The following is a 26,369-nucleotide window of genomic DNA, read 5'->3' as shown; positions in this document are numbered from 1 at the left end:
ACCAGTTCGAGGCCCACACACAGACTGGCAGCTAAGTTCCTTTATCGCAATTCTTTACACTACCAGTATACGCCTTTTGATAGGGTCATTCTATGTCCTGTTTAATCAGACAGCGCCGACCGATGAATCGATGCAAAGGACTGTAACGCCTTTCCGTGTAAGCGAAAGGTATGTTTCCAGCTGTAGTGCATATCAAACGCAATGGTTTCCCAGCGGTCACAGTTGATGTACCGCGCGTACAACACGGCTTGCTGATGTTCATCAGGAAGTGCCCGGATCATCGTCTTGGCTTCTTCCCGCATATCAATCAGTACATCCCACTCCGCATTGACTTTGTCGAAATATTTCTCTAGGCGGATATAGCTGTCCGCCAGGTCTGCGTGTCTGGACCCGGACACCTTTTCTGCCAGACTGGCCGCTTTCAGGGATACAATATCCGCTTTGACGGCAGCCAGCTCCTTTTCCACCTGCTTAACAATCTGGTTCTGCCGCCGGATGCGGCTCAGGTACTCTTTAGCCGTCATTATTTCTCCCCTTTCTGTAGAAATTCCACCCGAATCCGATAGCCGCACACTTCGGCCAGTATCAATATGGCTTTCTTGAAAAGCAGTTTTTTCGTCCGTTCCGTCTTGCAGATTCTGCCGATGGCAAGCTCTGCCGTCGGGTCCTTGTATGCTTTTGCCAATCGAATCACTCCTCATCTGATTCCCCCCCCCGTAGTGGGATCCCGCAGGCAGGAATTATACGCAATCAGCCTGCTGATATACCACTGCGCCTTGCGCAAGTCCTCTACGCCATTTTTTCGCTTCCAGCGCCACAAATACTTTATGGCATTTGCCGTGCATACGGCGTCCATGCCGGTAAGGTCCGTCGTGGCCGCTGCCAGTGCATCGATACACTCAACGCCGCCCTGGCAGTAATGACCGGGATGATTTACGTTATCCGTCATTGTGATTACCTCCTCTCACTGCTTCAATTCTTACTTTCAAACTATTCAACACAAAGGCCTGGGCTGCGTCCTTTTTCGTCAGCGCCTCGGCTAAATCCTCGTCCCGTGTACCCTCACATATGAGATGGTGCACGATTACCGGGTATTCCTGTCCCTGCCGGTGCAGGCGCTTATTCGCCTGCTGGTATAGCTCCAGGGACCAGTTCACCCCAAACCAGATAACATGATGGCCACCTTGTTGCAGATTCAGCCCGTAGCCTGTTGACGCGGGATGCGCTAACAGCAAATCCACATCGCCATTGTTCCAGGCCAGTTCGTCGTCGGCGTTTTTGTACACCCGGTATCGCAGTTTCGTCTTTGCCAACGCCCCCATCAGGCGCCCCCGGTCATGTTGGAAATTGTAGAAGACTAAGGCATGCTGCCCGTTCAGTTTTGTTTTTACTGCGCTCAAAATTGAGCCGAGCGCGCTAAAATCTTTCATAATTTCATCCATGCCACCGGTAAATTCGATGTTAATTTTCATCATGATTTTCCTCCTCTTTGCAGTTCAATAACATCTGATTATAATAAGATTCTTTCAGTTCAAATCCCATGGCCCGGCGGCTCATCTGCAGGGCTACGACTGGGACGCTGCCGATACCGGCGAACGGGTCCAGTACGATGTCATCGGGATTGGTCCATAGTTCTATGCACCGGGCAATCAGGTCAAGCTGAAGCGGGCAGATGTGCCGCTCGTCTTTTTCATCCCGTGCCGCTGCCCGGTTGAGCGTGTTGCTCTGCCGGATGTCCAGCCAGACCGGTGATGCGTACCGGCGCCACACTTGATGACTGTATATCGGTACTGTGTTGTACTTCTTCTTTGCTTCGACGAGTTCCGGGTCCGGCTGTGGCCGTAGCGTCTTCACGCCCTCTGGCTCATTGTCACCGTAGAATCGTTTCAGCCCGTCGTCATGAGAGACCGGCTCTGGGTTATCCCCCGGCTTGCGGAAAGTCACTATATAATCCGGCAAGCCCATCCTGCACATGGCCGAATCTTTGCATAGTTGCTTATGCATCAGCCCCAGGGCCTTTGTCCGTGTAGCCTCTACCAGCGGGTCCTTCCAAATAACGACGCGGCTATGGTAGATGAAGCCCGCTTTTTCAAATGCCCGAACAATTTCTCCCGGGAAGTCCTTCAAGCCGATGACGCCGTCGCGGCTTAACATTTTCGGGATGTCCATGCAGTGTACCGATACCAGTCGCCCCGGCATGATGACGCGGTACAGCCCGTGGATTAGAAAGCCAAAATGCGCGTAAAACTGGGTATCACTGTCGCTGTTTCCCATGTCCCGGTCGCTGTTGCTGTACGTGTACAGCGACGAAAAAGGCGGTGAAAAAATACTGTAGTGGATGCTGCTCTCCGGCAGCCCGTGCAGCATCTCTACGGAGTCACCGTTATATAGTGATACCTTATCCGATACGTACTGGTTTATTACTTGTGTCATCTTCCAGTTCCTCCTCTGGTTTTGGCATGTACAGTACCGGGATTCCCCGGGCTTGGGCGAACGCGTATTCCGCCATGACGCCCCGGGATTCTGCCCAGTTCTCGCCCAGGATTATTAAGGCGTCGCATCGTGACAGCAGCGTCAGGCAGTCGTCTATCCCATCTTCGTAAGTCAGATCATGATAGGACGCCCCGAATGCCAGCACTGGTGAGATATACGTGTACTTGTTCTCAATCTCGATATCCGGCAGTTGTTTCCTGAGCCTGTATGGGATCCGGTACTCCCGGCTGTTCAGGTCCTGCAGGATCTTAGCGGCCCGGGCCTCGACTTCTTTCTTTCCGCCATATGGCATGGCTACGTAAATCAGTTTCATCGTTATATTGCCTCCATTTCTGCCCAGGCAGGTAATTGCATGGGCGTTGCCGGTTTGTAGACGCTCATGATGCGCGCCGTCCGGGATAAGTTTTCTTTGACGGATTCGCGGGTTAATTCTGCCATTTTCCGCCTCATGTTGATGGCATCCGCTTCTTTGCGTTCAATATTTTCCTTAACCGTGCCTTCTTTGGCGCTGATGATGATGTAGACATTGACGGGCTGAGTCTGGCCAAAGCGCCAGCAACGGCGAACAGCTTGATAGTATTGTTCGTAGCTGTCACTCAATCCAACAAATATCATGTTGTGGCAGTTCTGCCAGTTCATCCCGAATCCGGCGATCTTAGGTTTCGTGACTAGGCATTTCAGGACGCCGACAGAAAAGCCCAGCATCGTACTCGACTTATAGCTGCTTTTGTCGGATCCGAGGACCTGCCGCGATAAGTTGCAGAGCTCATGGAGCTTTTCCGATTCTGCATTGAGGTCACACCATACCAGCCATTGGTCCTGGCTGTTGTTGACTAGGTCCGCAGCAGCTTGGCATCGTGCGTCCAGTGATTCCTTCCGCGCATTGCGCCGTTGTGTCAGCGTCAGCCTTTCTGTTGTCGGCGTATCGCCGTCAACAATGATTTCATGCATCCGGAGCTCCGGCAGTGTGTAGCCCTCGTCTTTATAGTCCAGACTGACCGGGTTATCGAGGACGACGGCCCACCCTGCCATCCAGCGCCAGAATGCCTTTTCTGCGTGGCCCTTGAGCCGCCATTTCGACGTTTCTCCGCCGTCGTGGACGAAGAACATGCTGAGCATCTCCGTCCTTGTCATGATGCCCAGGAATTCGCTATGGTTGCCGAGCTCCATATAGTCATTAGGCGCCGGTGTCGCCGTGCAGGCCAGCCGGTACGGTGTCCTGAAGAAAGCGTTGATCAGCATCGTCCGGACCTTGCCGGTAAAGGACTTCAGGATTGATGATTCGTCCAGGACGACACCGGCAAGTACGGCCGTGTCGAATCGGTCCAGCTTGTCGTAGTTCGTGATGTTGACTCCATTTACAACCTCCCCCGGATGCTCAACGACGGCGGCGTCAATACCGAACCGCCTGCCCTCTGCTGCGGTTTGCGCTGCAACAGCCAGCGGCGCAAGAATCAGTACTGGTTTATTAGTGGCTTTATGTACTTCCAACGACCATGCCAGCTGCATCAGCGTTTTCCCCAGCCCGCAATCCGCAAAAATAGCGGCTCTACCCTTTGCTAATGCCCAGTGCACGATATCGCGTTGGAAGTCGAACAGCGCTGGAGTCAGCTGATCCACCGGGACCTGCAGACCGTGGCTGGCGTCAATCGTCATTTTAGATTGTATGAAATTCGTGTAGTCCATGGTGGTCACTTCGTTTTCTGTGATATACTGTTGTTGGAATATTTTTTTTGCCGGTATCCTGTTGGCGCAGGTGCCGGCGCTTTTTTGTATGCCTATGCACTCATCCGGGATGCAGTAGCCATCCCAGGCACAGGCTCTGCAGTCTTCCATAGGCCCCGCCTCCTTTACATTTTTTCTAAGATCAGCCGTATTTCACGGCCTACGGATAGCCGGTCCGCAAACGTAGCTTGCTGTCGGAAATCCTCCATGTAAGCTTCCACCATCTCTTCGTAGATGGCGGCCTTGAATACACTGGTCGTGTTGGCCGGACGTGCCCGAAACTCTTTCAGGACCGATACGCTGCCATCACTTTCCGGTTTCAGGTACCCGGCGGCGATCAGCCGGTGCTTCATCGTCCGCAGGGCGTCAGATGATACGTCTACGGCCCTTGCTCCTTCTTCATTCGTCAGACTCGGATTCTCCGCGTATAGGGAAAACAGCTGAGCCATTTTTGATTTTTTCATAAAATTACCTCCTTTAATGGATGATTAAATGATTCGTCCACATGATATACGCGACCATGATGACCGTCAGGAGCACCCCGCCCAGAAATAAACATCCGGCTATAGCGGTATCTGCTTCATCCTGCAGGGAAATGATTTCCCGCCAGGCTCGTTCGCTGATTTCAGGCTCGCTGGGCTTAGGCTCTTCCGGCCGATGCCGGGAATTAATCCACGGCTCAGGCCGTGGTAATTCGTGTTGCTTCATTCTTCCTTCACCTCCTTCAGTAATTCCAACAGGTCCTGACCATCGTATTTGGTCAGGAAAGCGTTGAACGTGGACTTTCTTACTCGCTTGTTATTGCCAAATCGCAGGGTTTTCAGCAGCCCTTGCTTAACAATCTGCGCCACTATGTGTGGTGACGTGCGCAGTCTAATGCGCACTTCTTCTAGGCTCATGAGCCTATCCGCGTCATCCATCGGAATAGTATCTTTAGTCATCGTCCCACCTCCTGTACCGGGCGTTCCAGCATCGTACCTTCTTTCATGTAAATCAATCCCCCTCTTTTTGTCACTTAATACGTAACCTTGTCGGTAAAAAAAATTTTTATAGGGTTAGAAATATTCAGAAATTTTACCATTGCATACAATTCGTCAGAGTTGAAGACACCTTTTTTCATCTTTTCGTAGAAAGTCTTAGGGGTGATACCGAGCGCATCCGCTACCTGTACCTGAGACTTCCCTTCCCGCGCAATGATACCGCGCAGGGCATTTGTATCGACCATGATATCACCTCCTTTTTTTGTTACTTATTAGGTAACTTTCATAGTTAGAGTATACTGTTAATTTTGTCCCTCGTCAAGTGATTTTCTACCTAATTTATAATATTTTTGTTGCACAATATGTGATTTTCGTGCTATAATGTACTTATAGATGATTAAATACAATATAGCAAGAAGGAGCTTTGCTATGACAACTTTAAACGAAAATATTAAAAGAACAAGATTACAGCAGAAGATGACACTGGATGATGTCGCTAAAATCGTGGGGGTCAGCCGGCAGACAATCCAGCGATATGAATCCGGAGTCATTGGAAATATACCATCTGACCGGATAGAAAAGATTGCGCTGGCGCTGCATACGACACCAGGCGCTCTCATGGGTTGGGAACAAGCTGAGGACCAGAACGGCTATTACGATGATTCTGATATAGCGGAACTGGCAGAAAAGCTGCGCACGGACCCGGAGCTTAAGATTCTCTTCTCGGCAGCAGCGGACCTGTCACCGGAAGAAATGCAGCAGGCGGCCAACTACATCCGGTTTTTGAAAACGGAAAGGAATAAATAGCTTGAACATTAACATCATAGTTACTACGCATCTGCCGTCAAAGGTCAGAGCTATGACGACACCTAATGAGAGTGGTACGTATACGAATATCGTCAATGCGATGCTGTCCTGCAGGGTTCTTTTTCTTTGTCTTCCATTTCTCTCACCTCCTTATCTCCTTTCGATTGCTCGATGGCCATATTATTTTTACCGGCATTCTCTCCTCTCCTTAGATATACTACACTTTAAGTGTGATTAATTGGTGTAAAAAAGTTCTGAAACAGAAACTCCATAATAATCCGCTATTTTAATTTTAATCTCATCACGGGGAATACGCCGTCCTTGTTCGTACATGCCTAACGTAGAAACACTTATACCAAGATCTACAGCTACTTTGTTCCGATCTTTGCCGCCTCGTAATTTGCTCAGCTTCATTCCAATAGATGTTCTATCGATCATTTCATTCATCAAATTCACCTCCTTCTTTCTACACTAAAAGTGTATATCGTTATGTTCCTTTTGTCAACACTTTATGTGTGATTTTATTATTGATTTTCTACACAAAACGTGTTACTCTATTTTCAAAGGAGTGAATGCCATGGCTTTTAAAGATAAAATAAAAGAACTTCGAGTTGCAAGAAATATGACACAGGAAGAAGTAGCAAAAGGAACCGGGCTATCTGCAAGTTCTATTGGAATGTATGAACAAGGAAGAAGAAAGCCAAGTTTTGAAGTTTTAGAAATATTTGCTGACTTCTTTAATGTTGATATGAATACATTGACTGCTCAAGGCTATTACATAGATCCTGAAACAGCTGCATATGCTGAAGAGTTGCGTACTAATCCAGAACTGAAAGTTCTTTTCAGCGCGTCCAAGGATTTAACAAAAGAACAGATGAAAGAAGCATACAACTATATAAAATTCTTAAAATCGAGGGAAAAAAATAATGACGATTAATATAGTACTTTGCGATATTCCGTATGCCAAAGCTGGCACGGCAGAAAATGACGATGGCAGCTATACCATTTGTATTAATAAAGGGTTATCACAAGAGCAAGCGAAAGACGAAATTTTGCACGAACTATCGCATATAAATAGGAATGATTTTGACGCAAAAAAAGAAGCGACCCTTATTGAAGAAATGATTCGTCGCAGTGATTTCATAGAAGACGCTAAAGATATGGATTTCTTCTATCATGTTGTTTAAAAACAAATTATGTCAAATCCCTTGTCAAAAACACTAATTTTACAAAGTATGATTTAATTATAATTAGGAGGAATTATTATGTCATTCGAAGAAAAAATTCATTCTTTCTCGGCCCGTATTCCAAATTTACAAAACAACATCTCTACAGAAGAAGCCACAAAAACATCATTAGTTATGCCATTTTTTCAGCTCCTTGGTTATGATGTATTTAATCCAGAAGAATTCATTCCTGAATTCACGGCAGATGTAGGTATTAAAAAAGGAGAAAAAGTAGACTATGCCATTTTGATTAATGATGAACCGGTTATATTAATCGAATGTAAAAATATAAATGAAGATTTGACAAAACATGGTTCCCAACTATTCCGATACTTTGGAACATCTGCTGCTAAGTTCGGTATTTTAACCAATGGAATAATTTATCGTTTTTACACCGATATAGAAGAGACTAATAAAATGGATAAAGCTCCATTCTTAGAAATTAACTTATTAGCTTTAAAAGAATACCAAATTCAAGAACTTCAAAAATTTCAAAAAGAAAATTTTGATAAGAACCAAATATATGATACTGCCGCAGAATTAAAATACATGAGTCAAATCAGACAAGTTATAAAAGATGAACTAGTAAAGCCTAGTGAGGAATTCGTTAGACTAATTTTGAACAGAGGAATATACGAAGGGATGAAAACTCAAGCAGTCGTCGAAAAATATCAACCATTGGTAAAGAGAGCTTTCAACCTTGTAATTTCCGAAATAATAAACGACCGTTTAAAAAGTGCTATTTCAAAAGAATCTGAGAGCTCCGCAGGGAATGACTCTACCGAACCACAAGGTCCGGAAACTCCACTAGAATCACTCCCAGAAAAGAAAATTATCACTACACCCGAAGAATTATCGAGTTTTTATGTAATAAAATCAATTTTGCGAACCAAAATCGATGCGTCCCGCATAACATATAAAGATACTGAAACATATTTTGCGGTAAACCTTGATAAAAAAACAACAAGATGGATCTGCCGGATCTATATTAAGGATAAAGTAAAATTTATTATGATAAAGAATGGAGATAACGCCATTCGCTACGATATCGAATAGCATGTATCAGTGTCGATATCGCCTATGGAGATGCTTTCCCTGACGCATACCGTCGCCGGTTCCTCTTTTTTGCATACGGGCTGCGCCGCCTGTACGGGACAAACATAAGAACAGGTGCCGCAATCAATACATCGTGCCGGATCGATCAGGTACCGATCGTCTCCTTCGGCAATAGCTCCTGCCGGACAGTTGGCGGCACATTGACCACAGGAAATACAACGTTCACCGATAACGTACCAAAACGTATCTTCCCTTCCCTTGACAATGGGCTCTGCCGGTACATATGTCTGTTTTTTCATGAAACGTTCCTCCTGTGCGCGCTGTTTTGCGGCGTGAATACCCGATATTTTTTCTCTCAACAGCATTTTCGGCGCCGATTGAAACTTACTTGTAAAAATTCTCCACCCGATCCCGGTCCACGGGAAGATTTCTATTTATGGAGAGAATCAGTTTCCTGATTATTCCTGTTGAATAACTGATTTTTTAAATTGATGTAAATTGCCGTGGCATCCAGTTTCACCGGCTTATCGCAGGCAGTTAACGCAATTTTTTCCCCTGTCGGCTTATAGGCGTTCAATAAAGAAAGATTCTGTAAGGAAATCTTATTTCCCCGTTCATACGAAAGCAGCCCGCTGTATTCATCAATCCGTTTCGTCGTATCATTCGTTGTCCAGGACATTTCATCCATATCGTGCCGGCTCTTAAAGGTCTCCACATACAGTTTGACGTTGAACCATTCGTGACTGCTGGGAAAATCTCTCGTCTGCCCGCCTGTCAGATCTTTACTGTCGACAAATACAACTTTATGTCTGTCTGCAAAGACAATTTGATACTTGTCCGTATCCGTGTATAAAGTTCGACTATCCATCGCCGCCGCTGTGCCGACGACAGAAACAAAAGTGCAGGCCAACATTAACGCTTGTATACTTTTTCTCATAACACACCTCACATAATTAAATGACTAACACAACTATTTTTATTATATCCTATAGAAGTAAATTTGACCAGCTTTCATCAAAAAGATGGGCCTTCAGCTTTCCCTATATATGAAAAGTGACATGGATTTTCTCCATGTCACTTGAGACTCTTTTTTCCGCGTCTATTTCCGAATCAATTCGCCGACGGCCTTAACGACGAGATGATAGCCGTTCGGCTCGGCTTCCAACATGTTCAGATACATGTAGGAAAGCTGTGCTCCCACATAATTTCGGAAATGGTTATATGCGGCGCCGTCCAGATCGGCGCCGGTCATACCGTACACATCGGCGGCAATTTTTTTCAGAACCTTCGTCGTTTTCGCCGCAGCCGGTGACGTAAGCACCCAGTCATGATCGCCAAGATGAACGATGTATCCTTCCTGATGATGAGGCGCCGGCAGCCCCGTACCGGACGTATTCAGCAGGCCGTAGGCGACGGGATCTTTTCCGGCAACAAGCGCAGCCGCTTTCAGCCATCCTACGACATTAGCTTCTTCCTGCTCATTCGACGGCGCTCCGTGTGCACAGGCTTGTGCGACGACTTCGGCAGCCGGGAAGCCGCGATAAATGACTTCCGCCAAAGACAGTACGTGATGCGCCCCCTGTCCGGCAATGGTATATTCTTTGAGCGACGTCCCGTCAGCCTGCCACTGGAAGACGAAAGGCTTGGCAATATCGTGAAGCGCCTGTCCGGCAATGGCGATATCACGATGAACGTCATATAAAAAGACGTCCTCATAGGTCTTACAGATAGCCGCCGTAATATGCAAATTGGAAGCGACGTGAGTGGACAGACCGCCGGGATACGGATGATGACTGCCATATCCGCTTCCGGGCGCCGTCATGAAAGGCTGAACCGTTCCCCGATACGGCGGCAGAAGATGAGCGGCATCAAGCTTCCCCGTATCAATCAGCCCCTGTGCGGCCAACGCGCCGTACAAGCGTTGTATGGCGGCATCTGACGCGTACATTTCCATAAATGTCGGCCGGGGATCACGGATCAGTTTCAGCACTTCATTCTTCAACGAAGTGTCGGCTATGGTATTGACGATGCCGATAATATAGTCATAACCGTTTTTCACGAGCGCTGATGTCTTCGCAGCCGCCAACGGATCTGACGGAATTTCTTTCAAGGCAACAACACGCAACGAACGCGCCGCCTTTGTTCCGTTTTCGGCAAAAGAAAAGGACGGCAGCGTGACCATGGCTGCGCCCAACGCGGATCCGGCAGCGAGTTTCAAAAAGCCGCGCCGGGAAAAAGTATGTTCATCATTCATCTCATCTTCCTCCTTAACAGTTGTTGTTCTAATACTGTAAGTGTACGCAGTATACGTATAACAGCTGTAAGGATACGGAAAAGTTAAGGAAAAATATATATCCCGATCTGAGCGTGATAATTTACAAACAGCAGCCTCTTTTTTTACATAAACATAATACAGGCCTGCTATAGTTATAGCATCCGTAATAGCTACGTATCAAAGGAGGTCATATGTTATGTTTGGTTTAGGCGTCCCCGAGTTGGTTCTTATTCTGGTCATCGGGCTTGTTATCTTCGGCCCCGGAAAATTACCGGATATCGGCAATGCACTCGGTAAAAGTCTGCACGAATTCAAGAGTGCCGTCAACGCGTCTTCCGAAAATCCTGCCGGCGTAAAAAATCAAGATGGCACAAAACCCGAAGAATGAGGTAATCCTCCATGTCTCAGGTACAACAACTGAAAACACGGGAAGGCGCCGTAATGACCTTTACCGGCCAGCTGACAGTCCTGCGTTCCTGTCTGATTCGATCGCTGCTGGCCACGGCGCTGGCCATGGCCGTATGCAACATATATGTTGATGATATCATCGCCGCACTTGCTTATCCTGCAGGAAAACTCTACTTCATCAAGCCGGCCGAGGCCTTTTTCATTTATTTCAAAGTAACACTTGCCGCCGGTGGGATTTACGAATGACTTCGTTCAGGCGCTGCTCTCGATGGAAAGCTACCCGGATTTTATCCTGGCCCTTGTCCTGCCTTTCGGTCTTATCTTCAATCTGCCTCTTATACTCTTCATTCTGGCGAAAATGGATATTGTCTCTTCTGCCGCGCTGTCTGTCAAAAGGAAATAGGCCGTCCTCCTGGCCTTCGTCGCCGCCGCCGTCATTACGCCGACGACGGATATCCTTTCCCAGTTATGTCTGGCCGTTCCGATGCTGGCACTGTATGAAGCAAGTGGTCTGGTCATCCGATATCTGCTGAAAAAGTAAAGACTGCATTCCTTCACGGCAAGACCCCCTCTGCAACGCGGATTTTCCTTCCGGCTGCAAAGGGGGTCTTCCTATAACATAGCGGGAATAGGCCTTCGCAGCCTTTACAGATAGGCTGCCGAATTGGCGCGGCGGCGATAATGTGTTTCCAGATAGCGGACGTGAGATAAAAAGGCCGCATCGTCGAAATACTTGGCATGCGTCGGGCATTTTGCAACGCATGCCTGGCATTTGATACAGATACCGTTGACCGTCAGCGGATCATCCCAATCGACAGCCCCCATTGGACAGACGTTTGCACAAATCTTGCAATCGGTGCACAACGCGGTGTCAGTCTGCGGTTTGGCCTTTAAAAACTTAGCCGGCTGCCCATCCATTCCTTTTGGCACGTAATACGGCCGTACCGGTTCATCATCGGCAATAACCGGCCGCAGCAGGTCTGCGGCAGTTTCCGCCCGGACCAGCTTCGTCGCCGTCTGCCGGATAAAGCCGTCCATAAACAGAATATCTTCCGCATCCGGCCGTTTCATGCCGATCTGATCGGAAAAAACGTGATTGCAGGCAAAAGCCGCCGCGGCAAAAACATGAAAGCCCCGTCCGTCCAGCTCGTCGCGCAGTTCCGTCAGCGCACTGTCAAAGCTGCGGTTGCCGAAGGTAACAACGGCAACGGCCGGCGTCCCCTCTCCCGTAAATAAAGTCTGCACAAACGGCAGCGCTTTATTTGGAATTCGCCCTGCATAGGTAGGCATCCCGAAAACGACCAGTTCATCTGCCGCCATCGCATACCCGGCGGCGCGGGCGGCAGGCAGCGTAAAGTCGATGACGTCCAAGGGAACCTGCAAAACGGCGGCCAGTTGTGCCGCAATACGCTCCACCGTTGTCTTCGTATTGCCGACAGGACTGAAATAAATGGCTTTTACCTTGTTGATGTTCATATCTGCACTCTCCTTGCGGCAAGCCGGATGCAGCTGCCGATTCCTGATTTCTCTTTCTCTCTATACTCTACGTTGTTCCCCGTGTCTTTGTCAACGCCGTATAGCGCCACGACGGGAGCCCCTTGCGGCAGATTTGCCGGCAAGGGGCTCCCTCACTGATACGAGACAGTCATTCTTTATTCTTCATCTACTTTGGGCAAATCGCCGTAATTGCAGGCGCGGCCGCGGCGTTTGCCGATTTCATTGACAATAGCATCGCGTTTTGCCGGATCCTTTTCCATCTTCGTCTGTGCTCTGACGATGTCTTTGAGGTGGTTCCAGTCGGTGTACATCCGAGCCATGACGGTAGCCGCTTCCATATTGCCGCCGCCGTGGAGGGCCATTGCCGTCCAGTTGGAGCCGCGGGCCATATGTTCGATAAAACGTACGGCACGGAGACGGTCAAAGGCGTCGAACTTCGGATTGCCCGGGTTGAATGCGCGCTGTACCATCGGGCCGATTTCCAGATCGCGCAGATCCGCTTCCGACGGAGCCGTTTCGCCGAAACCGGCAATGATATCGCGGGCATACCGTACAGCGTCAAAGGGCAGTTTCGTGCAATTATATTTGCATACGTGCGCATTCAGCGGGTTCGGAATGAAAAAGCCGCTCGGATGCTTAAAGCCTTCGGTAGCCGCTGTCAGGGACAGGCCGTATACCGTTTCGGAATCCATCATCATATGGGTCAATTTCGTTTTAATATGACCTGCTTTTTCAACACCGACCATTTCCGTGATCAATGCCGTAGCACCGCAAAGTGCCGTACAGCCGCCGGCTTTACACCCGCCGGCAGTGAGACGATGCACGGCAGTGAAATAACTGAGAAGACGGCTGACATATTTTGTTTCGCCGCAGAGGAAAACGCGTTCGTTCGGGACGAAGACATGATTGATATATACCAGCGCCTGATGATCGGCGTAATTCTTACCGAGATCAATCCCTTCGATATCGCCGCCGACTTCTTCGAAACGGCGATCTTGCGGCGTACGGCCGAGTACAAAGGTCAGCCCCGGATCATCGGCCGGAATGGCGCAAGCTACGGCAAATTCCTTATCTTCCGGTTTCAGGCTCGTCGTCGGAATGCAAATTACTTCGTGGGCGAAAAGAATGCCTGTCTGATTGCATTTGAAACCGCTGACGTAAATGCCGTCTGCCGTGACTTCATCAATATGAATATACATGTCTTTATCAGGCTGTTTGCTCGGCGGCAGCGTACGCAGGCCTTTGACGTCCGTAACCGTTACGGTACAGGACAAATCGTTACGTTGAACATAGTCCAGGAATTTCATGAAACGATCGAAATAATGGGTGCCGAGCTCCTGATCCATGTCATAACAAGTCGGTCCCAGCCCGGCGAACGCTTCGGAGCCGGTGCAACGGTGCGTACAGCAACTGACGACTTCGCCGAGAGCGCGGGCAGCTCTTGTCTTGCGCTGCGCATCTTCGACGGAACGCAGCGGCGCGTTGTAAACACTGACATCTTCGCCGTTAAGATGAGACGGAACCGTGATCAGGCCCTTCCATTCCGGGCGCTGCGCCAAGTCGTAAATCGTGCAGATCGTGTTGAAGCTGGCTGCCAATGCCGGGAATGTCGTCAAGTCTTCGATCTTTTTGCCGCGGAAATAGACGTTCATGGGGCGACGTTTTTTGATGCTTTCAATATACTGCTCCTTGGTCATTAACATAATACAGGCCTCCTTTTGCTAAACGATTGCAACGTTTCGTAATGGATACATCAGATCATCAGCTTGCTCGACCGTTTCCAAATGCCCATCTTTTCAGCTTCTTTGATCAGTTCGTCGCGGAAATCGGGATGAGCGATATTGATCAGCGCTTCCGCCCGCTGCCACGTCGATTTCCCTTTCAACATGGCGTAACCATATTCCGTAACGATGTAATGGACGGCAGAACGCGGCGTCGTGACGACAGAGCCTTCGACCAGCAACGGCCTGATCAGCGATTCTTTTCGCCCGTCCTTCAGCGACCTTGTTGAATGCAGGCAAATGAAGCTCTTACCGCCGTTCGACAGAAATGCACCCTGGGCAAAGTCCATCTGTCCGCCAGTACCGCTGACGTGACGATAACCTGCCGTTTCCGAGCAGACCTGGCCGTACAAATCGAGATTGACGCAGCCGTTGATCGAAATAAATTTATCAATACCGGAAACAACGCCGATATTGTTAACGTAGCTGACAGGCGCGTTGAAAACGACTTGGTTATTATCGATAAAATCGTAGAGCCGCTGTGTGCCGCCGGCAAAGCCGTACATGATCTTCCCTTTATCGCGGTTCTTATTACCCGTGATCTTACCGGCTTCATAAAGGTCTACATATGAATCGACGAGCATTTCCGTATGGCCGCTCAGATCTCCGACGTCGGATTGGGCCAGCTTCGTGCCGATAGCCGAAGGAAGACTGCCGATCCCCAGTTGCAGCATACTGCTGTCTTCAATCATGCTGACGACGATATCGGCAATTTTATTATCCGCATCACTGGCCGGTTTATTCGGAATACACGGCATCGGCGAATTGCTGCCTTCAATAATATAATCGACATTGGCGAGATTCAGTTCCGTTTCGTAGCCCAATGCTTTCGGGATATTTTTATTGACCTCGACGATGACGATGTCCGCCGCCTTAAGTTCTCCGATAAGATCACCTGCTTGCGGACCGAGATTGAAATTCCCCCACTTATCCATCGGATGAACTTGAATCATCAACACATCGATGTGCCGCCAATACTTCGGCAGTTCGTTGAGCAAGATCGGCATGAACCAACAACGGCCGTCTTTGTTCATGTTACGGTCAAAGCCGTTGAAATGACCGGACATGAATCGTACCTGCTCATTCGAATCGGAAGCCGTGTAAACGGCATACGGCGCTTCCTGCAAGGTTGTCGTGTAGCAAATCTCAAGTCCTTGGAGCTCTCCGTTGCGGATTCTTTCTGCCAGCGCCCGATCCAGATCCAGCGGAACGGAACAGCCGAATCCGTACGATACACGTTGACCGCTCTTCACGACCGACACGGCCTGTGCCGGTGTTACGAGCTTTTTACGATACATTTCTGAAAGGCTCGCTATCGCGTACATACAACTCCCCTCTTTTTTTCTACCCGTTTCGTCTCGATAACAACTGTATCTTTACTAAATATATAAGAAATATACATGCCAACTTTACATGGCAGAAAAGATGCGATATATAAGCCATTTTCTGTCAATTACCAAAAAAAGAAAAGCGTCCTTGATGCATTCGTACATCAAGGACGTCCCTTATCATCTTCCAACTGACTCTATTCCTGTGCCATTTATTATTGATGCAAGGCGACATCACATTGATGCGTTAATGCATCAATGTGATGTCGAATTCCCGTAATTTTCTGGATACGGTAGATTGATTCACTTTAAGGGCGTTCGCTATTTCCCGTGTAGTCTTATATCGCATTCTGGCATTCGCCAACAATTGCCGCTCCGTCTCCCGCAACGCGTCTTGCAGCGGAATGATTCCTGCTACGGTAACTGCCGCCGCTTCCCGCTCATTAGTGTATTTATCCGGCAGATCCTTCGGCATGAGCAGGTCGGACGGCGTCAGCACAATCATCGTTTCGATGACGTTTTCAAGCTCTCTCGTATTGCCGTACCAGTTCATATTGATCAGAACGCGAGCCAAATCGATGGAAAGCTTTTTCCGCTTATGATAGCGCTTATTGAACTTCTCGATAAAAAAACGGGTCAACGGAATAATATCTTCGCGCCGCTCCCGAAGAGGCGGAACATTGATCTGGATGACGTTGAGTCGATAATACAGATCCTGCCGGAAAGTGCCTTCCTTGACCATTTCCCACAGATTGCGATTCGTCGCCGCAATGATCCGGACATCGACAGCTTTCGGCTTGGCGGCGCCGATCCGCAGAACTTCCTTCTCCTGAATAACGCGCAAGAGCTTGACCTGTGCCGCCAAACTCAGTTCACCGACTTCGTCAAGGAGCAACGTTCCCTTATCGGCCAATTCAAAGAAACCGAGTTTGCCCTGATGCCGCGCTCCTGTAAAGGACCCGCTTTCATAGCCGAAAAGTTCCGATTCGAACAACGAATCGGGAATGGCGCCGCAATTGATTTTTACGAACGCTTTGCCGTTCCGGCGACTCCTGCGGTAAATTTCATTGACAATAACCTCTTTTCCCGTCCCCGATTCCCTCGTCAGGAGAACGATCGAATCGACATCGGATATGATACGAATCTTTTCCATCGTTTGCTTCATCTTGCTGCTGTTGACGATCAGATCGCCGTTCTTTTCAATATTCATTACGACCATTTGTCTGACCTTCAATTTTTCCTGCTCAAGACTCTGACGCAACAGATTCAATGCCGAAACGTCCTGAATATTTACGACGACGCTGGTCAGCCGTTTGTGGGAATCACAAATGGGAATGCCCGTATAAACGAGCATTTTATCCTTAAAATCGGAAGACACGGTCACCCGTTTCTTCGATTCCAGTACTTGCTTGACGATTCCTTCCTTGAAGATGCCTTGGGCGACGATTTCATCTGCAGCGTAGCCGAGCAGAGAACGCCTGTCGACTCCAAAGGTTTTCTCAATAGCCGCATTGACGCGAACAATGATTCCTTGCCTGTCGGTTACGATAATTCCGTCTGTCGCCAACTCCAAGATCGCATTCATTTCCCTGAATGTCGTGTTGACAATATCCAGCTCCTGTTGAGAGCAGACTTCATGTCCCGATTCATGCAGCACCAAAATACTGCCGTTCCGGCCGCCTGCGCGCAGCCACGGATAGACATGGCAGATGATCCAATTTTCTCCGTTCTGCATGGAAAATCGCCCCTGCCCTTTCACCAGATCGATTTGACTGCTGAAAGATGCCAATATTTCTTCGTAACTGACGCCGGTTTCTTCCACAAGACGCTTTGACGACTCATTCTTGCAAACAATATGTCCCTCGTTGTCGACGATAATCAGCGAACAATACAAGGCATTAAAGGCACAACTGTAATCAGCTGTCGTGAACCTGCCATTTTCCATGCGCTGTCTCCCCTTTCCGGGTCCCTTCATTCCTTGTTATTCATCTTTTTTTATTATTATAACGTAATAAGGAAAAGCGCTGCAAGCCGTCATGCTTTTTGTTACGAACAATTGTCTTTATAAAAAGGACGCGATACGGTCAAGCACACCGCGGTGGTGATCAGCAGCCGGCGCTCAGCAAACCCATGCGTCAATGCCGCCTTCCTTTTCATTCATGCAGCCGAGACGATATCGAAAGCGCAAAGCGTGCCGGTATTTGTCATTTCCATACGCTAAAAAGGATCTGCCAGCGGTGACAGATCCTTTTGCCTCAGGAAAGGGAACTCAACATCTTTTCTTTGCTTCGTTCCGCTTCGTATTTTATTTTTTCAATATCCAGCGTCGTAAATTCTTTGTTCTGCAGAAGCAGCTTGCCGTTGACGAACACCGTATCTACATCAAAACTGTTCGCTGCATAGGCCAGCAGGGATAAGGTGTCATTTTTCGGATACCAGTGCAGGCCTTCTCTGTCAATAAGCGTGATATCCGCTTTCCAACCGACTTCCAGCTTGCCGATATCGCTGTATCCCAGTGCCTTTGCGCCGCCTTCCGTAAGCAAATGAACGGCTTTTTCCGCCGGAATGACAAGGGGATCAAAGGTATCGGCTTTATGAATCAACGCCGCTAAATGCATTTCTTCCATTATATCGAGATTATTGTTGCTCGAGGCGCCGTCCGTTCCCAGACCGACGATAACGCCTTTTTCCAGCAGCTTGGGAACAGGCGCGACGCCGCTGGCCAATTTCAGATTGCTGCCGGGATTGTGGGCGACACGGACGTGTTTCGCCGCTAAAATATCGATGTCGTCGTCATCGACCCAAACACAGTGCGCCGCCAGGCAGCCACAGTCGAATACGCCCAGGTCGTCGGCCCAGGCAATGGGGGACTTGCCGTATTCCTTGCGGACCGTTTCGACTTCGCCCTTCGTTTCGCTAAGGTGCATGTGAATTTCGGCGCCCAGTTCGCCGGCTGCCGCCACGACTTGCCGCATATACGCCGTCGGGCAGGTATACGGTGCGTGCGGGCCGAACATGACGGTTATCCGGCCGTCGCCACGGCGGTGCCACGTCCGGAAGAGATCCTTATTCTCCTGCAACGCCGCCTGGGCATTCGGCGTAATCCCCGTAAGGCCGCGGCTCAAAGCGGCGCGGATACCGGTCTCTTCGACGGCGCGCGCCACATCGTCCATGAAAAAATACATATCGGCAAAGCTTGTCGTGCCGCAGCGGAGCATTTCGGCAATCCCCAACCGCGCCTGCGCATAGACGATATCACCGTCCAATTTCGCTTCTGCCGGCCAGATTTTCTTTTCCAGCCAATCCATGAGCCGCATGTCATCGGCATAGCTGCGAAAAGCCGTCATGGCAATATGATTATGCGTGTTGACAAAACCCGGCGTGGCCAACATGCCCTTGCCGTCAATCACGACGTCATAATCTCCATCGGCAGTTGCCGGAAAGGCCGTGATCCGGTCATCGGTAATAACGAGATTTTTCCCTTCTTCGACGATATGGTTGCGATAGAGCGCAATATTTTTCAACAATGTTTTCGTCATCGGTCCGCCTTTCCTAATCAAGATTCAAATAGTTCCGCTGTTCTGCCGAAAGCGTATCGATACCGTAGCCCATCGATTTCAGCTTGATGGAGGCAATTTCCGTATCAATCGTGTGAGGCAGGACATAAACGTGATTTTCCAGCGTGCCGTGATTTTCCAAGATATACTTCGCCGCCAGAGCCTGAACGGCAAAGGACAGATCCATAATCTCAGCAGGATGGCCGTCACCGGCGGCGAGATTGACCAGACGCCCATCTGCCAGCAGATTGATGATATGGCCGTTCGGCAATTCATACCCTTCAATATTATGGCGCGCCGCAAAGTGGCGGACTGCCAGAGCTTCCAGTTCCGGCTTGTTGATTTCCACGTCAAAGTGACCGGCATTGGCCAGCAGGACACCGTCTTTCATCTCTTTCATATGTTCACCGCGTATAACGTCTTTATCACCGGTCAGGGTCACAAAAATATCCCCTACTTTGGCAGCCGCCGCCATAGGCATGACCTCAAAACCGTCAAAAACAGCTTCAATGGCTTTAATCGGATCAACTTCGGTGACGATAACATGGGCTCCCAGTCCCTTGGCGCGCATGGCGCAGCCGCGGCCGCACCAACCGTAACCGCCGATGACGACTTTTTTGCCGACAACGGTCAGATTTGTCGTACGCATAATGCCGTCCCAAGTCGACTGTCCCGTGCCGTAACGATTGTCGAAAAGATACTTACAATACGAATCATTGGCTGCAATCATGGGAAAGCGCAGCTTCCCCGCTTTATCGAGGCCGTGAAGGCGATTGACGCCAGTCGTCGTTTCTTCCGTGCCGCCGAGAAGGTTCTCCAGCGCGTCCTGCCGCGACGTGTGGAGAAGGCCGACGAGATCGCCGCCGTCGTCGATGATGATCTCCGGATGATGATCCAAGGCCTGATGCAAATACATAAAATAGTCCTCTTCCGTGCAGCCGTATGTAGCATAAACGGTCAATCCGTCTTCGACCAGAGCGGCGGCGACGTCATCTTGTGTCGAAAGCGGATTGCTGCCTGTCACGACAACGTTGGCGCCGGCGCGGCTCAGCACCGTCGCCAGATACGCCGTCTTGGCTTCCAGATGGACGCTGACAACAACGGTTTTGCCGCGAAAAGTCTGTTCTTTTTTTAAGCTGTCGCCAATCGCGTTCAGCGTCGGCATGTAGTGATCTACCCACCTGATCTTCTGCTGACCGCTTTTGGCCAAAGAACGGTCACGAATGATTGATTCCATTACAAAACCACTCCCTTTTTCTGAAAAAATTGCGTCACCTGTCTCTCATCAGGTTCGGAAATTACGCCTGCTTCCGTAAAAATGGCGGTAATATACTCGTGCGGCGTTACGTCGAAAGCGGGATTGAAAACGGCGACGTCCGCCGGTGCTGACGCCTGCCCCTGAAATTGCCGGACTTCCCGATGGTCCCGCTCTTCAATCGGAATCGATACGCCTGTTTCCATTTGCAGGTCGAAAGTCGATATCGGCGCGGCGACATAAAAAGGAATGCGGTGCTCCCTGGCCAGGATCGCCACCCCGTAAGTGCCGATCTTGTTGGCCGTATCGCCGTTTCCCGTAATCCTGTCGGCGCCGACGATAACGGCGTCGATCTCCTTCGTCCGCATGACCCAGGCCGCCATATTATCCGTAATCAGCGTAACGGGAATACCGTCGGCATGCAGTTCCGTTGCCGTCAGTCTGGCGCCTTGCAACAGCGGCCGCGTTTCGTCGGCATAAACCATATTGACGAGACCGCGCGCATGCAAGGCCCGGATCACGCCGAGAGCCGTGCCGATGCCGGCAGTCGCCAACGCGCCGGCATTGCAATGCGTCAGGATATGCAGCTTCTTTCCCGCCTTGCACAGGCATGCGGCGCCGTACGCCGAAAGGCGCCGATTGACGGTGATATCTTCGGCGCAGATAGCATTAGCTAACGCTTCCAATGCGTCCACAATCAGGGCCGGGTCGTTTTCGGCCTGCAACTCGGCGGCCCGCCGTTCCATCTTCGCTAAGGCCCAATGCAGATTGACCGCCGTCGGTCTTGCCGCGTCGAGGTCAAGGCAGATGGCGTGCAGCTGCGTTAGCAAAGCGGCACTATCGGCAACGCCGCCCTGCACCAGCGCTCTAGCCGCCAGGACAACGGCATAGGCGGCGGCGACGCCGATGGCCGGCGCGCCGCGGACAGCGAGAACGGCAATGGCCCGGCGCACGTCCTGCCAGGAACGGCAAGACAAGTAGCGCTCCTGCAACGGCAGCGCCGTCTGATCCAGCAGCAGCAGTTCATTCCCTTTCCAATGCAGCGTTTCCATCAGACAGAAAACCCTCCGTAAGCCTGCAGCGTATGGCGGCAAGAACAATCTTCCCCTTCGGCGTACAGCTCGATCGCCCGCATCAGCAACGTCCGCAAACGCAGTGAATTCTTGGCCATGCTTTCCACAACTTCTTCATGTGTCAGCGGCTGCGGCGAAATGCCGGCGGCAAAATTGGTAACCATGGAGACGGTAGCGTAGCAGATCTCGGCTTCCCTGGCAAGACAAACTTCGGGGACATTGGTCATCCCGACGAGATCGCCGCCGAATTGAGCGAACATCCTGATTTCCGCAGGTGTCTCAAAACGCGGACCTTCCGTGCAAACGTAGGTGCCGCCGTTATGGACGGAATACCCCAGCGCCACGCCTGCCTGCATCACCGTCTCGCGCAGCGCCGGGCAGTAGGGATCGGTCATGTCGACGTGAACGACGCCGTTCTGCCCGCCGTCGAAGAAGGACGTGTGTCGCGATTTCGTGAAATCGAGAAACTGGTCTGGCAAGACAAAATCATCAGGCCTGTCGTCAAGATTCAATGAACCTACTGCCGTCGTCGATAAAATCGCCGTTACGCCGAGCTTTTTCAACCCCAAAATGTTGGCGCGGTAATTGATCAAATGCGGCGGAATCGAATGCGTTTTGCCGTGGCGCGGCAAAAAAACGATATCCTTTCCTTTATAAGTACCCTGCATGTACCGGATCGTACCGTAATAATTCTGCTGCTGTCCTTCTTTGACATGTTCTAGCATCGTGGCATCACAGACGCCGGTACCGCCGATAATCGCAATGAGTCCCATGCTGATCACCCCTTATTTTCTGAAAACAACGTTACTAAGTCATCGTGACTGATGACATATTTGCTGCCGCAGTAATGACAGGTCATTTCCACTTGCGGATCCTTCAACAACGCTTCCTTGTCCTCCCGGCGCAACGACAGGAGGACGTTTTCAATTCGCTGCAGAGAGCACGTACAACGCCAGTAAAGAGGCTGGCGGTACAATTCCTTATAATGGAAGCCGTCAAAAATAGTTTCAATCAGCCCTTCGGCATTCTCATGTTCACGTAAATACGTCGTAATCGGCGCCAATCTGCCGAGATTCGCTTCGATGCGGGCCAAGTCGTCATCGGCAGCGCCGGGCAGTGCCTGCACCAAAAAACCGCCGGATGCGGCGATCGTATAATCCCTGTCGACGAGGACGCCGAGATTGATCGTCGCCGGAATCTGTTCGGACGTATACAGGTAATAAGCCAGATCTTCGGCTATTTCGCCGGATACGAGATCGGACTGGCTCGTATATGTCGTTTTTTCCGGTGTAAAACGGGTGACCGACAGTACGCCGTCCGTGCCGACGGCTCGCCCCACATCAAGCTTGCCGTTTTCCTTCAGCGGCAAGTCTACAGTCGGATGATCGACATAGCCGCGGACGCGATTCGTACGGAAGGAATCGACATGGATAGCACCTAAAGGCCCCTTGCCGTCAAAACGCAGCGACACGCCTTCATGATTTTTGTAATCCCCTGCCAGAAGCAAGGCGCCGGTCATAGCCCTGCCCAAAGCGGCGCAGGCAACGGGCGACAAATGGTGCTGCAGCCGCGCCGTTTCCGTAATCTCCCGGGTCAAGGCAATGGCTACGCGAATATTTTCGTCTGCCGTATAATGGACGATTTGATCTGTATAGCGCATGTATGTAATCCTCTCTTGTAGATTGCTTTTTATTATACTACAAAGATATGGCGCAGCGCAAAAATGAGAAAAAAATCAATTTACCGGCAGGAGATTATCGGACCTGTCTGGAATATTGTCAATAAGGAACAGAAAGGTCGGTGATTGGATGACAACAGAAACGGAAATCGCAAAGAATACGGACGCCTTAACCGTCCTTCCGGAAACACTGGCGGAAGAAACCGATGGGGAAAATACCTATTTGGCTTCCGACATGTATCAGCGGATCGTGGCCCTGATCAATAACTTCGAAGCCGAGCTGCCGGACGATATGCAGGCCGGCGGCCGCCTCGTCTCATCAGGCAATATTACTTTCAGCATTCAGGATGTCGGGTACTGGGATCCCAATATGATCGTTTTTTACGGAGAACTGACTGACGGCTCATCCGTCGAACTGGTGCAGCACCTCTCACAACTGAATCTTCTCCTCGTCGCCGTCAAACGAACAGATCCGGAACAACCGCGACGCATTATCGGCTTTAACACCAAAAATGAACCGGACGTAGGCGCATAAAAAATGTCGTGCAGGATTTTCTGCACGACATTTTTTTATCTCATTCCCCACAATGCTGTCAGCGGCCAACGCCGGCTGCGCGCCGCAGACTGGGCGCGCAAAGATATGTCACATCGTAAAACCGCATTAAGCACCGGCAACGTCATTTCTTGTTCCGCAGCCAATACACGACCAGCTGCAAAGCGGTTGCCGCCGTCAGCACGGCGCCGCTATCCAAAAACACGTCGGACACTTGGCTGCTGCGGCCGGGGCTGTACAACTGGAGATGCTCGTCGATGACGGCGACAAAACCGCCGATGATGACCGTCAGGAAAAAGGCCGTTCTACGCTTCCCAAAAGCATAAACGGTGGAAAACAACGCGCTTCCCAGAAAATAAAATTCCGTAAAATGCGCCGCTTTGCGGACAAGATGCTCAGTCAGCGCCAAGGGCTGCGAAATGGTCAACATAGCCAACGCTCGGTTCAAAAAGGCCAGAACCTGGCGACTGACAGCCGTCGAATGCGGCGCGTCGACCAGCGAATTGTGCCAAATAAAACAAATCAAGAGCAAAGTGAGAGCAAAGAAACTAATTTTTTTCATAAAATCTACCCGATACGGTCATAGCAGCCGCACTGCTGAAAATAAACAGGAAATCCGTCCCGCAGCAAAGCCGATGGGACGGACCCGTAAGAATATCTGCCGAACTTAATAACGCCACTGGAGAGAACCGATGGCAAAGAGATTGTTATCCGTGTCGTCGTCATAGTTACCATGTTTCACCTGGGCATATCCCAAGGTCCCGTTGAGAACGACATCGTCACTTATTTTTTTCTGCCCCATAAAAGCCGCTTCATTGACGACAGGATGATACGTCGCAGTTCTGTCCATGTCCATATGCATGACGTAAAATCCGATATATGCTTCTTTCGGGAGATAATGCTTGACGCCGATATAATACTTACGGCTGTTTCCGCCCATGGCGTCGCCGATGATATTATCACTGTAGGTCCAACCGTTCTGATACGTCCAATGCGTATACCAGACAGGCGTCGTCTGGGCGCCTTCAATCGTCATATCCCACGAACCGTCATGGGTCAGCCGCGGAATATACACGCCAAGGCGATACGCTCGTTTCGTCGGCATAAATCCGCCCTGATCCTCGCCGTATACTTCGCCGTACCACTGCACGCCGGGGAAGCGGAGACGGAAGTCGAAACCGGCAATATCGTTCCAGCGGTCAGATTCTGTCGAATCGGCGTTGGTACCGGTCAGCCAATGGCCCCAATCGGATCGGCTCAATCCCTTGCCGTCACCGCCAAGCATGGAAACGCGGCTCAAACCGAAGGTAAAATAGTCTGTCGGCGTAAAATCGGCACGAAGGCCAAAAAGCCCGACATGATCATAATCCTTTCGGCCGAGAGCCTTCGCCGAATCGGAACGATCGCCTTCCAATTGGCCGTAGAACAAGTGGAAATCAGCCTCCCCGAGAAAACGGAAGAAACCGCCTATTTTATGGGGCTTTACCAGGTGGGCCTGAATTGTCGTCAACGGTTTCATATTGTTGCCGAGAAGCAGACTCCCTGTCGCTCCCTGCCCCCAGACCATGGCTTCTTTCCCAAGTTCCCAGGCCATTACGCCCGTACGAGTCTTGATATACCCTTCTTCGAGACCGGCTTTGAACTGCTGATCTTTGTCATAGCTGAAACGGGGACGCACGGCGATAGCCGTTTCGTGACCGATATTACCGGCGATACTGGCACTGACAATGCCGTTTGCGCCGTCTCCGTAGCGATAGCCGTTATTATTCATGCCGAAAGGCTGCCAATGCGCATGGGGCCCGTTATACCGATAAGCGCCTGTCGTACCGCTGTTAACGGCAAGAGCGGCCGTCACCTCACGCAGTTTTAACGTATCCTGTACCGTTTCTCCACGCAAAACGGCTACCTCCGGAGCAACATAAGCCTCGATGGCGTGAAGCTGATCAGCCAAATACGGCGGCATTTCCCTGTCGGCAGCAAGCTTTTCCGCTTCTATCGTCCACTCGGCAAACTGCATCCGGCTATACGGCTTAGCGCCTGTCGGCAATGATTCGATATAACCCATGCCGCTCAATTTTTCGAGATACGCATAATAAACAGAATCGACAGGCACATTGGCCGAGGTCCTCATAGCAGCCGGATTATCGGCTTTGACGGACTGCCGCGTATTTTCAGGCACTTCAATAGGAACCGCCGGGCGATACGTATCTGCCGAATTCCGCAACATCGGTTCCGTTTCCGTTACCGGCGCCGCTTGCTGCGTTGTCGCCGTTCCCCTGATTTCATCGATTTCCGGAGCAACATAACTCTCGATCGCGTAAAGACGATCAGCCAGCCCGACAGGCATCGGCTTCGACTGCGCCTTTCCTTCGGCCTCTACAGCCAGCTGCGCCAGCTCCATGCGGCTATACGTCGCGCCTTCCTCCGGCACCGCCGTAATATAACCGGCGTCATGCAAACTCTTCAGATACTCATAATACGGGCTGTCAACAGGCACAGCTGCCGCCCAAACACTGCCTGTCCCCAACGCTGCCACGGCAGCCAAAAGAACGGCTGATTTCTTGAATTTCATAGGATTCCTTCTTCCCCTCTGAAATGATAGTTTTCCTTAGTATACCATAAAACGGGATAGCCAATAAACTGCATTAATAGTAAAAAAGAGAGCTTCCTTTGTGTT

General features: G+C 50.2%; 34 protein-coding genes. 8 read left to right on the top strand and 26 right to left on the bottom strand.

What is annotated here, in order from left to right:
• Positions 1–101 precede the first annotated feature (101 nt).
• The 11 genes from HMPREF1250_RS04830 to HMPREF1250_RS04785 form a co-directional block, all read right to left on the bottom strand.
• Complete coding sequence (locus HMPREF1250_RS04830) at positions 102–524, bottom strand: DUF1492 domain-containing protein (RefSeq protein ID WP_023053436.1); 423 nt, start codon at positions 522–524, stop codon at positions 102–104.
• Positions 524–685, bottom strand: coding sequence for a hypothetical protein (locus HMPREF1250_RS11790; RefSeq protein ID WP_023053480.1), 162 nt, complete (start codon positions 683–685; stop codon positions 524–526). Before HMPREF1250_RS11790 ends, HMPREF1250_RS04830 begins: the two co-directional genes overlap by 1 nt.
• Positions 686–697: 12 nt before the next feature.
• A complete protein-coding gene (locus HMPREF1250_RS04825; RefSeq protein ID WP_023053463.1) occupies positions 698–949 on the bottom strand; it encodes a DUF3310 domain-containing protein in 252 nt (83 codons plus the stop codon).
• The gene (locus HMPREF1250_RS04820) at positions 939–1,475 is read right to left on the bottom strand and encodes a DEAD/DEAH box helicase (RefSeq protein WP_023053501.1); all 537 of its coding nucleotides are present in this window, start codon (positions 1,473–1,475) and stop codon (positions 939–941) included. Before HMPREF1250_RS04820 ends, HMPREF1250_RS04825 begins: the two co-directional genes overlap by 11 nt.
• Positions 1,462–2,433: a DNA-methyltransferase gene (locus HMPREF1250_RS04815; RefSeq protein ID WP_023053502.1), complete on the bottom strand. Its 972-nt coding sequence runs from the start codon at positions 2,431–2,433 to the stop codon at positions 1,462–1,464. The genes HMPREF1250_RS04820 and HMPREF1250_RS04815 overlap by 14 nt, the downstream gene beginning before the upstream one ends.
• Complete coding sequence (locus HMPREF1250_RS04810; RefSeq protein ID WP_036242698.1) at positions 2,399–2,806, bottom strand: DUF4406 domain-containing protein; 408 nt, start codon at positions 2,804–2,806, stop codon at positions 2,399–2,401. Before HMPREF1250_RS04810 ends, HMPREF1250_RS04815 begins: the two co-directional genes overlap by 35 nt.
• Before the next feature lie 2 nt (positions 2,807–2,808).
• Positions 2,809–4,329, bottom strand: coding sequence for an SNF2-related protein (locus HMPREF1250_RS04805; RefSeq protein WP_023053495.1), 1,521 nt, complete (start codon positions 4,327–4,329; stop codon positions 2,809–2,811).
• Between the two features lie 14 nt (positions 4,330–4,343).
• Positions 4,344–4,682 (bottom strand): hypothetical protein, encoded by a 339-nt coding sequence (locus tag HMPREF1250_RS04800; protein ID WP_023053507.1) that lies wholly within the window; start codon positions 4,680–4,682, stop codon positions 4,344–4,346.
• Positions 4,683–4,695: 13 nt separating this feature from the next.
• Positions 4,696–4,926 (bottom strand): hypothetical protein, encoded by a 231-nt coding sequence (locus tag HMPREF1250_RS04795; RefSeq protein ID WP_023053425.1) that lies wholly within the window; start codon positions 4,924–4,926, stop codon positions 4,696–4,698.
• On the bottom strand, positions 4,923–5,159 hold the full coding sequence (locus tag HMPREF1250_RS04790) for a hypothetical protein (protein ID WP_023053490.1): 237 nt from the start codon (positions 5,157–5,159) through the stop codon (positions 4,923–4,925). Before HMPREF1250_RS04790 ends, HMPREF1250_RS04795 begins: the two co-directional genes overlap by 4 nt.
• A 74-nt stretch (positions 5,160–5,233) precedes the next feature.
• On the bottom strand, positions 5,234–5,443 hold the full coding sequence (locus tag HMPREF1250_RS04785) for a helix-turn-helix domain-containing protein (RefSeq protein ID WP_023053453.1): 210 nt from the start codon (positions 5,441–5,443) through the stop codon (positions 5,234–5,236).
• 184 nt (positions 5,444–5,627) lie between these two features.
• On the opposite strand from HMPREF1250_RS04785, the gene HMPREF1250_RS04780 reads away from it, so the two are divergent.
• Positions 5,628–6,005 carry a helix-turn-helix domain-containing protein gene (locus tag HMPREF1250_RS04780; protein ID WP_023053472.1) on the top strand — a complete coding sequence of 126 codons (378 nt, stop codon included), beginning with the start codon at positions 5,628–5,630 and terminating at the stop codon, positions 6,003–6,005.
• Between the two features lie 234 nt (positions 6,006–6,239).
• On the opposite strand, the gene HMPREF1250_RS04775 is transcribed toward HMPREF1250_RS04780, so the two are convergent.
• The gene (locus tag HMPREF1250_RS04775; RefSeq protein WP_023053441.1) at positions 6,240–6,452 is read right to left on the bottom strand and encodes a helix-turn-helix domain-containing protein; all 213 of its coding nucleotides are present in this window, start codon (positions 6,450–6,452) and stop codon (positions 6,240–6,242) included.
• A gap of 130 nt (positions 6,453–6,582) precedes the next feature.
• Here HMPREF1250_RS04775 and HMPREF1250_RS04770 point away from each other — a divergent pair, with 130 nt between their 5' ends.
• From HMPREF1250_RS04770 to HMPREF1250_RS04760, 3 genes are all read left to right on the top strand, one after another.
• On the top strand, positions 6,583–6,942 hold the full coding sequence (locus HMPREF1250_RS04770) for a helix-turn-helix domain-containing protein (protein WP_023053468.1): 360 nt from the start codon (positions 6,583–6,585) through the stop codon (positions 6,940–6,942).
• A complete protein-coding gene (locus tag HMPREF1250_RS04765; RefSeq protein ID WP_023053442.1) occupies positions 6,932–7,192 on the top strand; it encodes an ImmA/IrrE family metallo-endopeptidase in 261 nt (86 codons plus the stop codon). The genes HMPREF1250_RS04770 and HMPREF1250_RS04765 overlap by 11 nt, the downstream gene beginning before the upstream one ends.
• Positions 7,193–7,270: 78 nt before the next feature.
• Positions 7,271–8,287, top strand: a complete 1,017-nt coding sequence (locus tag HMPREF1250_RS04760; RefSeq protein WP_023053486.1) for a type I restriction endonuclease — start codon at positions 7,271–7,273, stop codon at positions 8,285–8,287.
• On the opposite strand, the gene HMPREF1250_RS12205 is transcribed toward HMPREF1250_RS04760, so the two are convergent.
• The 3 genes from HMPREF1250_RS12205 to HMPREF1250_RS04745 all read right to left on the bottom strand — a co-directional run bounded on the left by HMPREF1250_RS12205 (position 8,272) and on the right by HMPREF1250_RS04745 (position 10,541).
• Positions 8,272–8,586, bottom strand: a complete 315-nt coding sequence (locus HMPREF1250_RS12205) for a DUF362 domain-containing protein (RefSeq protein WP_023053439.1) — start codon at positions 8,584–8,586, stop codon at positions 8,272–8,274. The two genes, HMPREF1250_RS04760 and HMPREF1250_RS12205, sit on opposite strands and share 16 nt — an antisense overlap.
• A 131-nt stretch (positions 8,587–8,717) precedes the next feature.
• The gene (locus HMPREF1250_RS04750; RefSeq protein ID WP_023053477.1) at positions 8,718–9,224 is read right to left on the bottom strand and encodes a hypothetical protein; all 507 of its coding nucleotides are present in this window, start codon (positions 9,222–9,224) and stop codon (positions 8,718–8,720) included.
• A 162-nt stretch (positions 9,225–9,386) separates the two neighbouring features.
• Complete coding sequence (locus tag HMPREF1250_RS04745; protein ID WP_023053457.1) at positions 9,387–10,541, bottom strand: hypothetical protein; 1,155 nt, start codon at positions 10,539–10,541, stop codon at positions 9,387–9,389.
• A gap of 217 nt (positions 10,542–10,758) precedes the next feature.
• On the opposite strand from HMPREF1250_RS04745, the gene HMPREF1250_RS04740 reads away from it, so the two are divergent.
• The 3 genes from HMPREF1250_RS04740 to HMPREF1250_RS11995 are packed head-to-tail and all read left to right on the top strand — an operon-like array spanning position 10,759 to position 11,373.
• The gene (locus tag HMPREF1250_RS04740) at positions 10,759–10,950 is read left to right on the top strand and encodes a twin-arginine translocase TatA/TatE family subunit (protein ID WP_023053430.1); all 192 of its coding nucleotides are present in this window, start codon (positions 10,759–10,761) and stop codon (positions 10,948–10,950) included.
• A gap of 11 nt (positions 10,951–10,961) precedes the next feature.
• Positions 10,962–11,216, top strand: a complete 255-nt coding sequence (locus tag HMPREF1250_RS04735) for a twin-arginine translocase subunit TatC (protein ID WP_023053476.1) — start codon at positions 10,962–10,964, stop codon at positions 11,214–11,216.
• A gap of 22 nt (positions 11,217–11,238) precedes the next feature.
• Positions 11,239–11,373 (top strand): twin-arginine translocase subunit TatC, encoded by a 135-nt coding sequence (locus HMPREF1250_RS11995; protein ID WP_023053482.1) that lies wholly within the window; start codon positions 11,239–11,241, stop codon positions 11,371–11,373.
• Positions 11,374–11,615: 242 nt separating this feature from the next.
• Here HMPREF1250_RS11995 and HMPREF1250_RS04725 read toward each other — a convergent pair whose 3' ends face one another.
• The 9 genes from HMPREF1250_RS04725 to hslO form a co-directional block, all read right to left on the bottom strand.
• Positions 11,616–12,446, bottom strand: a complete 831-nt coding sequence (locus HMPREF1250_RS04725; protein ID WP_023053446.1) for an EFR1 family ferrodoxin — start codon at positions 12,444–12,446, stop codon at positions 11,616–11,618.
• A 176-nt stretch (positions 12,447–12,622) separates the two neighbouring features.
• Positions 12,623–14,170: a 4-hydroxyphenylacetate 3-hydroxylase N-terminal domain-containing protein gene (locus tag HMPREF1250_RS04720; protein ID WP_023053492.1), complete on the bottom strand. Its 1,548-nt coding sequence runs from the start codon at positions 14,168–14,170 to the stop codon at positions 12,623–12,625.
• A 50-nt stretch (positions 14,171–14,220) separates the two neighbouring features.
• On the bottom strand, positions 14,221–15,573 hold the full coding sequence (locus HMPREF1250_RS04715) for a butyryl-CoA--acetate CoA-transferase (protein WP_023053454.1): 1,353 nt from the start codon (positions 15,571–15,573) through the stop codon (positions 14,221–14,223).
• Between the two features lie 250 nt (positions 15,574–15,823).
• Entirely contained in the window at positions 15,824–17,521 is a 1,698-nt protein-coding gene (locus HMPREF1250_RS04710; protein WP_023053444.1) for a sigma-54 interaction domain-containing protein, read from the bottom strand.
• A 310-nt stretch (positions 17,522–17,831) separates the two neighbouring features.
• Positions 17,832–19,115 carry an amidohydrolase gene (locus tag HMPREF1250_RS04705; RefSeq protein WP_023053432.1) on the bottom strand — a complete coding sequence of 428 codons (1,284 nt, stop codon included), beginning with the start codon at positions 19,113–19,115 and terminating at the stop codon, positions 17,832–17,834.
• A gap of 13 nt (positions 19,116–19,128) precedes the next feature.
• A complete protein-coding gene (locus tag HMPREF1250_RS04700) occupies positions 19,129–20,370 on the bottom strand; it encodes an adenosylhomocysteinase (RefSeq protein ID WP_023053440.1) in 1,242 nt (413 codons plus the stop codon).
• The gene (gene mtnA, locus HMPREF1250_RS04695) at positions 20,370–21,440 is read right to left on the bottom strand and encodes an S-methyl-5-thioribose-1-phosphate isomerase (protein WP_023053474.1); all 1,071 of its coding nucleotides are present in this window, start codon (positions 21,438–21,440) and stop codon (positions 20,370–20,372) included. Before mtnA ends, HMPREF1250_RS04700 begins: the two co-directional genes overlap by 1 nt.
• A complete protein-coding gene (gene mtnP, locus HMPREF1250_RS04690) occupies positions 21,440–22,234 on the bottom strand; it encodes an S-methyl-5'-thioadenosine phosphorylase (RefSeq protein WP_023053479.1) in 795 nt (264 codons plus the stop codon). The genes mtnA and mtnP overlap by 1 nt, the downstream gene beginning before the upstream one ends.
• Positions 22,235–22,239: 5 nt before the next feature.
• Positions 22,240–23,121 carry an Hsp33 family molecular chaperone HslO gene (hslO, locus tag HMPREF1250_RS04685; protein WP_023053450.1) on the bottom strand — a complete coding sequence of 294 codons (882 nt, stop codon included), beginning with the start codon at positions 23,119–23,121 and terminating at the stop codon, positions 22,240–22,242.
• 148 nt (positions 23,122–23,269) lie between these two features.
• On the opposite strand from hslO, the gene HMPREF1250_RS04680 reads away from it, so the two are divergent.
• Positions 23,270–23,674, top strand: coding sequence for a DUF6173 family protein (locus tag HMPREF1250_RS04680; protein WP_023053447.1), 405 nt, complete (start codon positions 23,270–23,272; stop codon positions 23,672–23,674).
• 142 nt (positions 23,675–23,816) lie between these two features.
• Here the strand turns inward: HMPREF1250_RS04680 and HMPREF1250_RS04675 are convergent, their stop codons facing one another.
• A complete protein-coding gene (locus tag HMPREF1250_RS04675) occupies positions 23,817–24,254 on the bottom strand; it encodes a VanZ family protein (protein ID WP_023053434.1) in 438 nt (145 codons plus the stop codon).
• A gap of 105 nt (positions 24,255–24,359) precedes the next feature.
• Positions 24,360–26,264: a capsule assembly Wzi family protein gene (locus tag HMPREF1250_RS04670; RefSeq protein ID WP_023053473.1), complete on the bottom strand. Its 1,905-nt coding sequence runs from the start codon at positions 26,262–26,264 to the stop codon at positions 24,360–24,362.
• Positions 26,265–26,369: the final 105 nt, after the last annotated feature.

Source organism: Megasphaera vaginalis (ex Srinivasan et al. 2021) (genome assembly GCF_000478965.1).
GTDB classification, from domain to species: Bacteria; Bacillota; Negativicutes; order Veillonellales; family Megasphaeraceae; genus Megasphaera; species Megasphaera vaginalis.
This window is presented reverse-complemented; position numbering and strand designations above follow the sequence as displayed.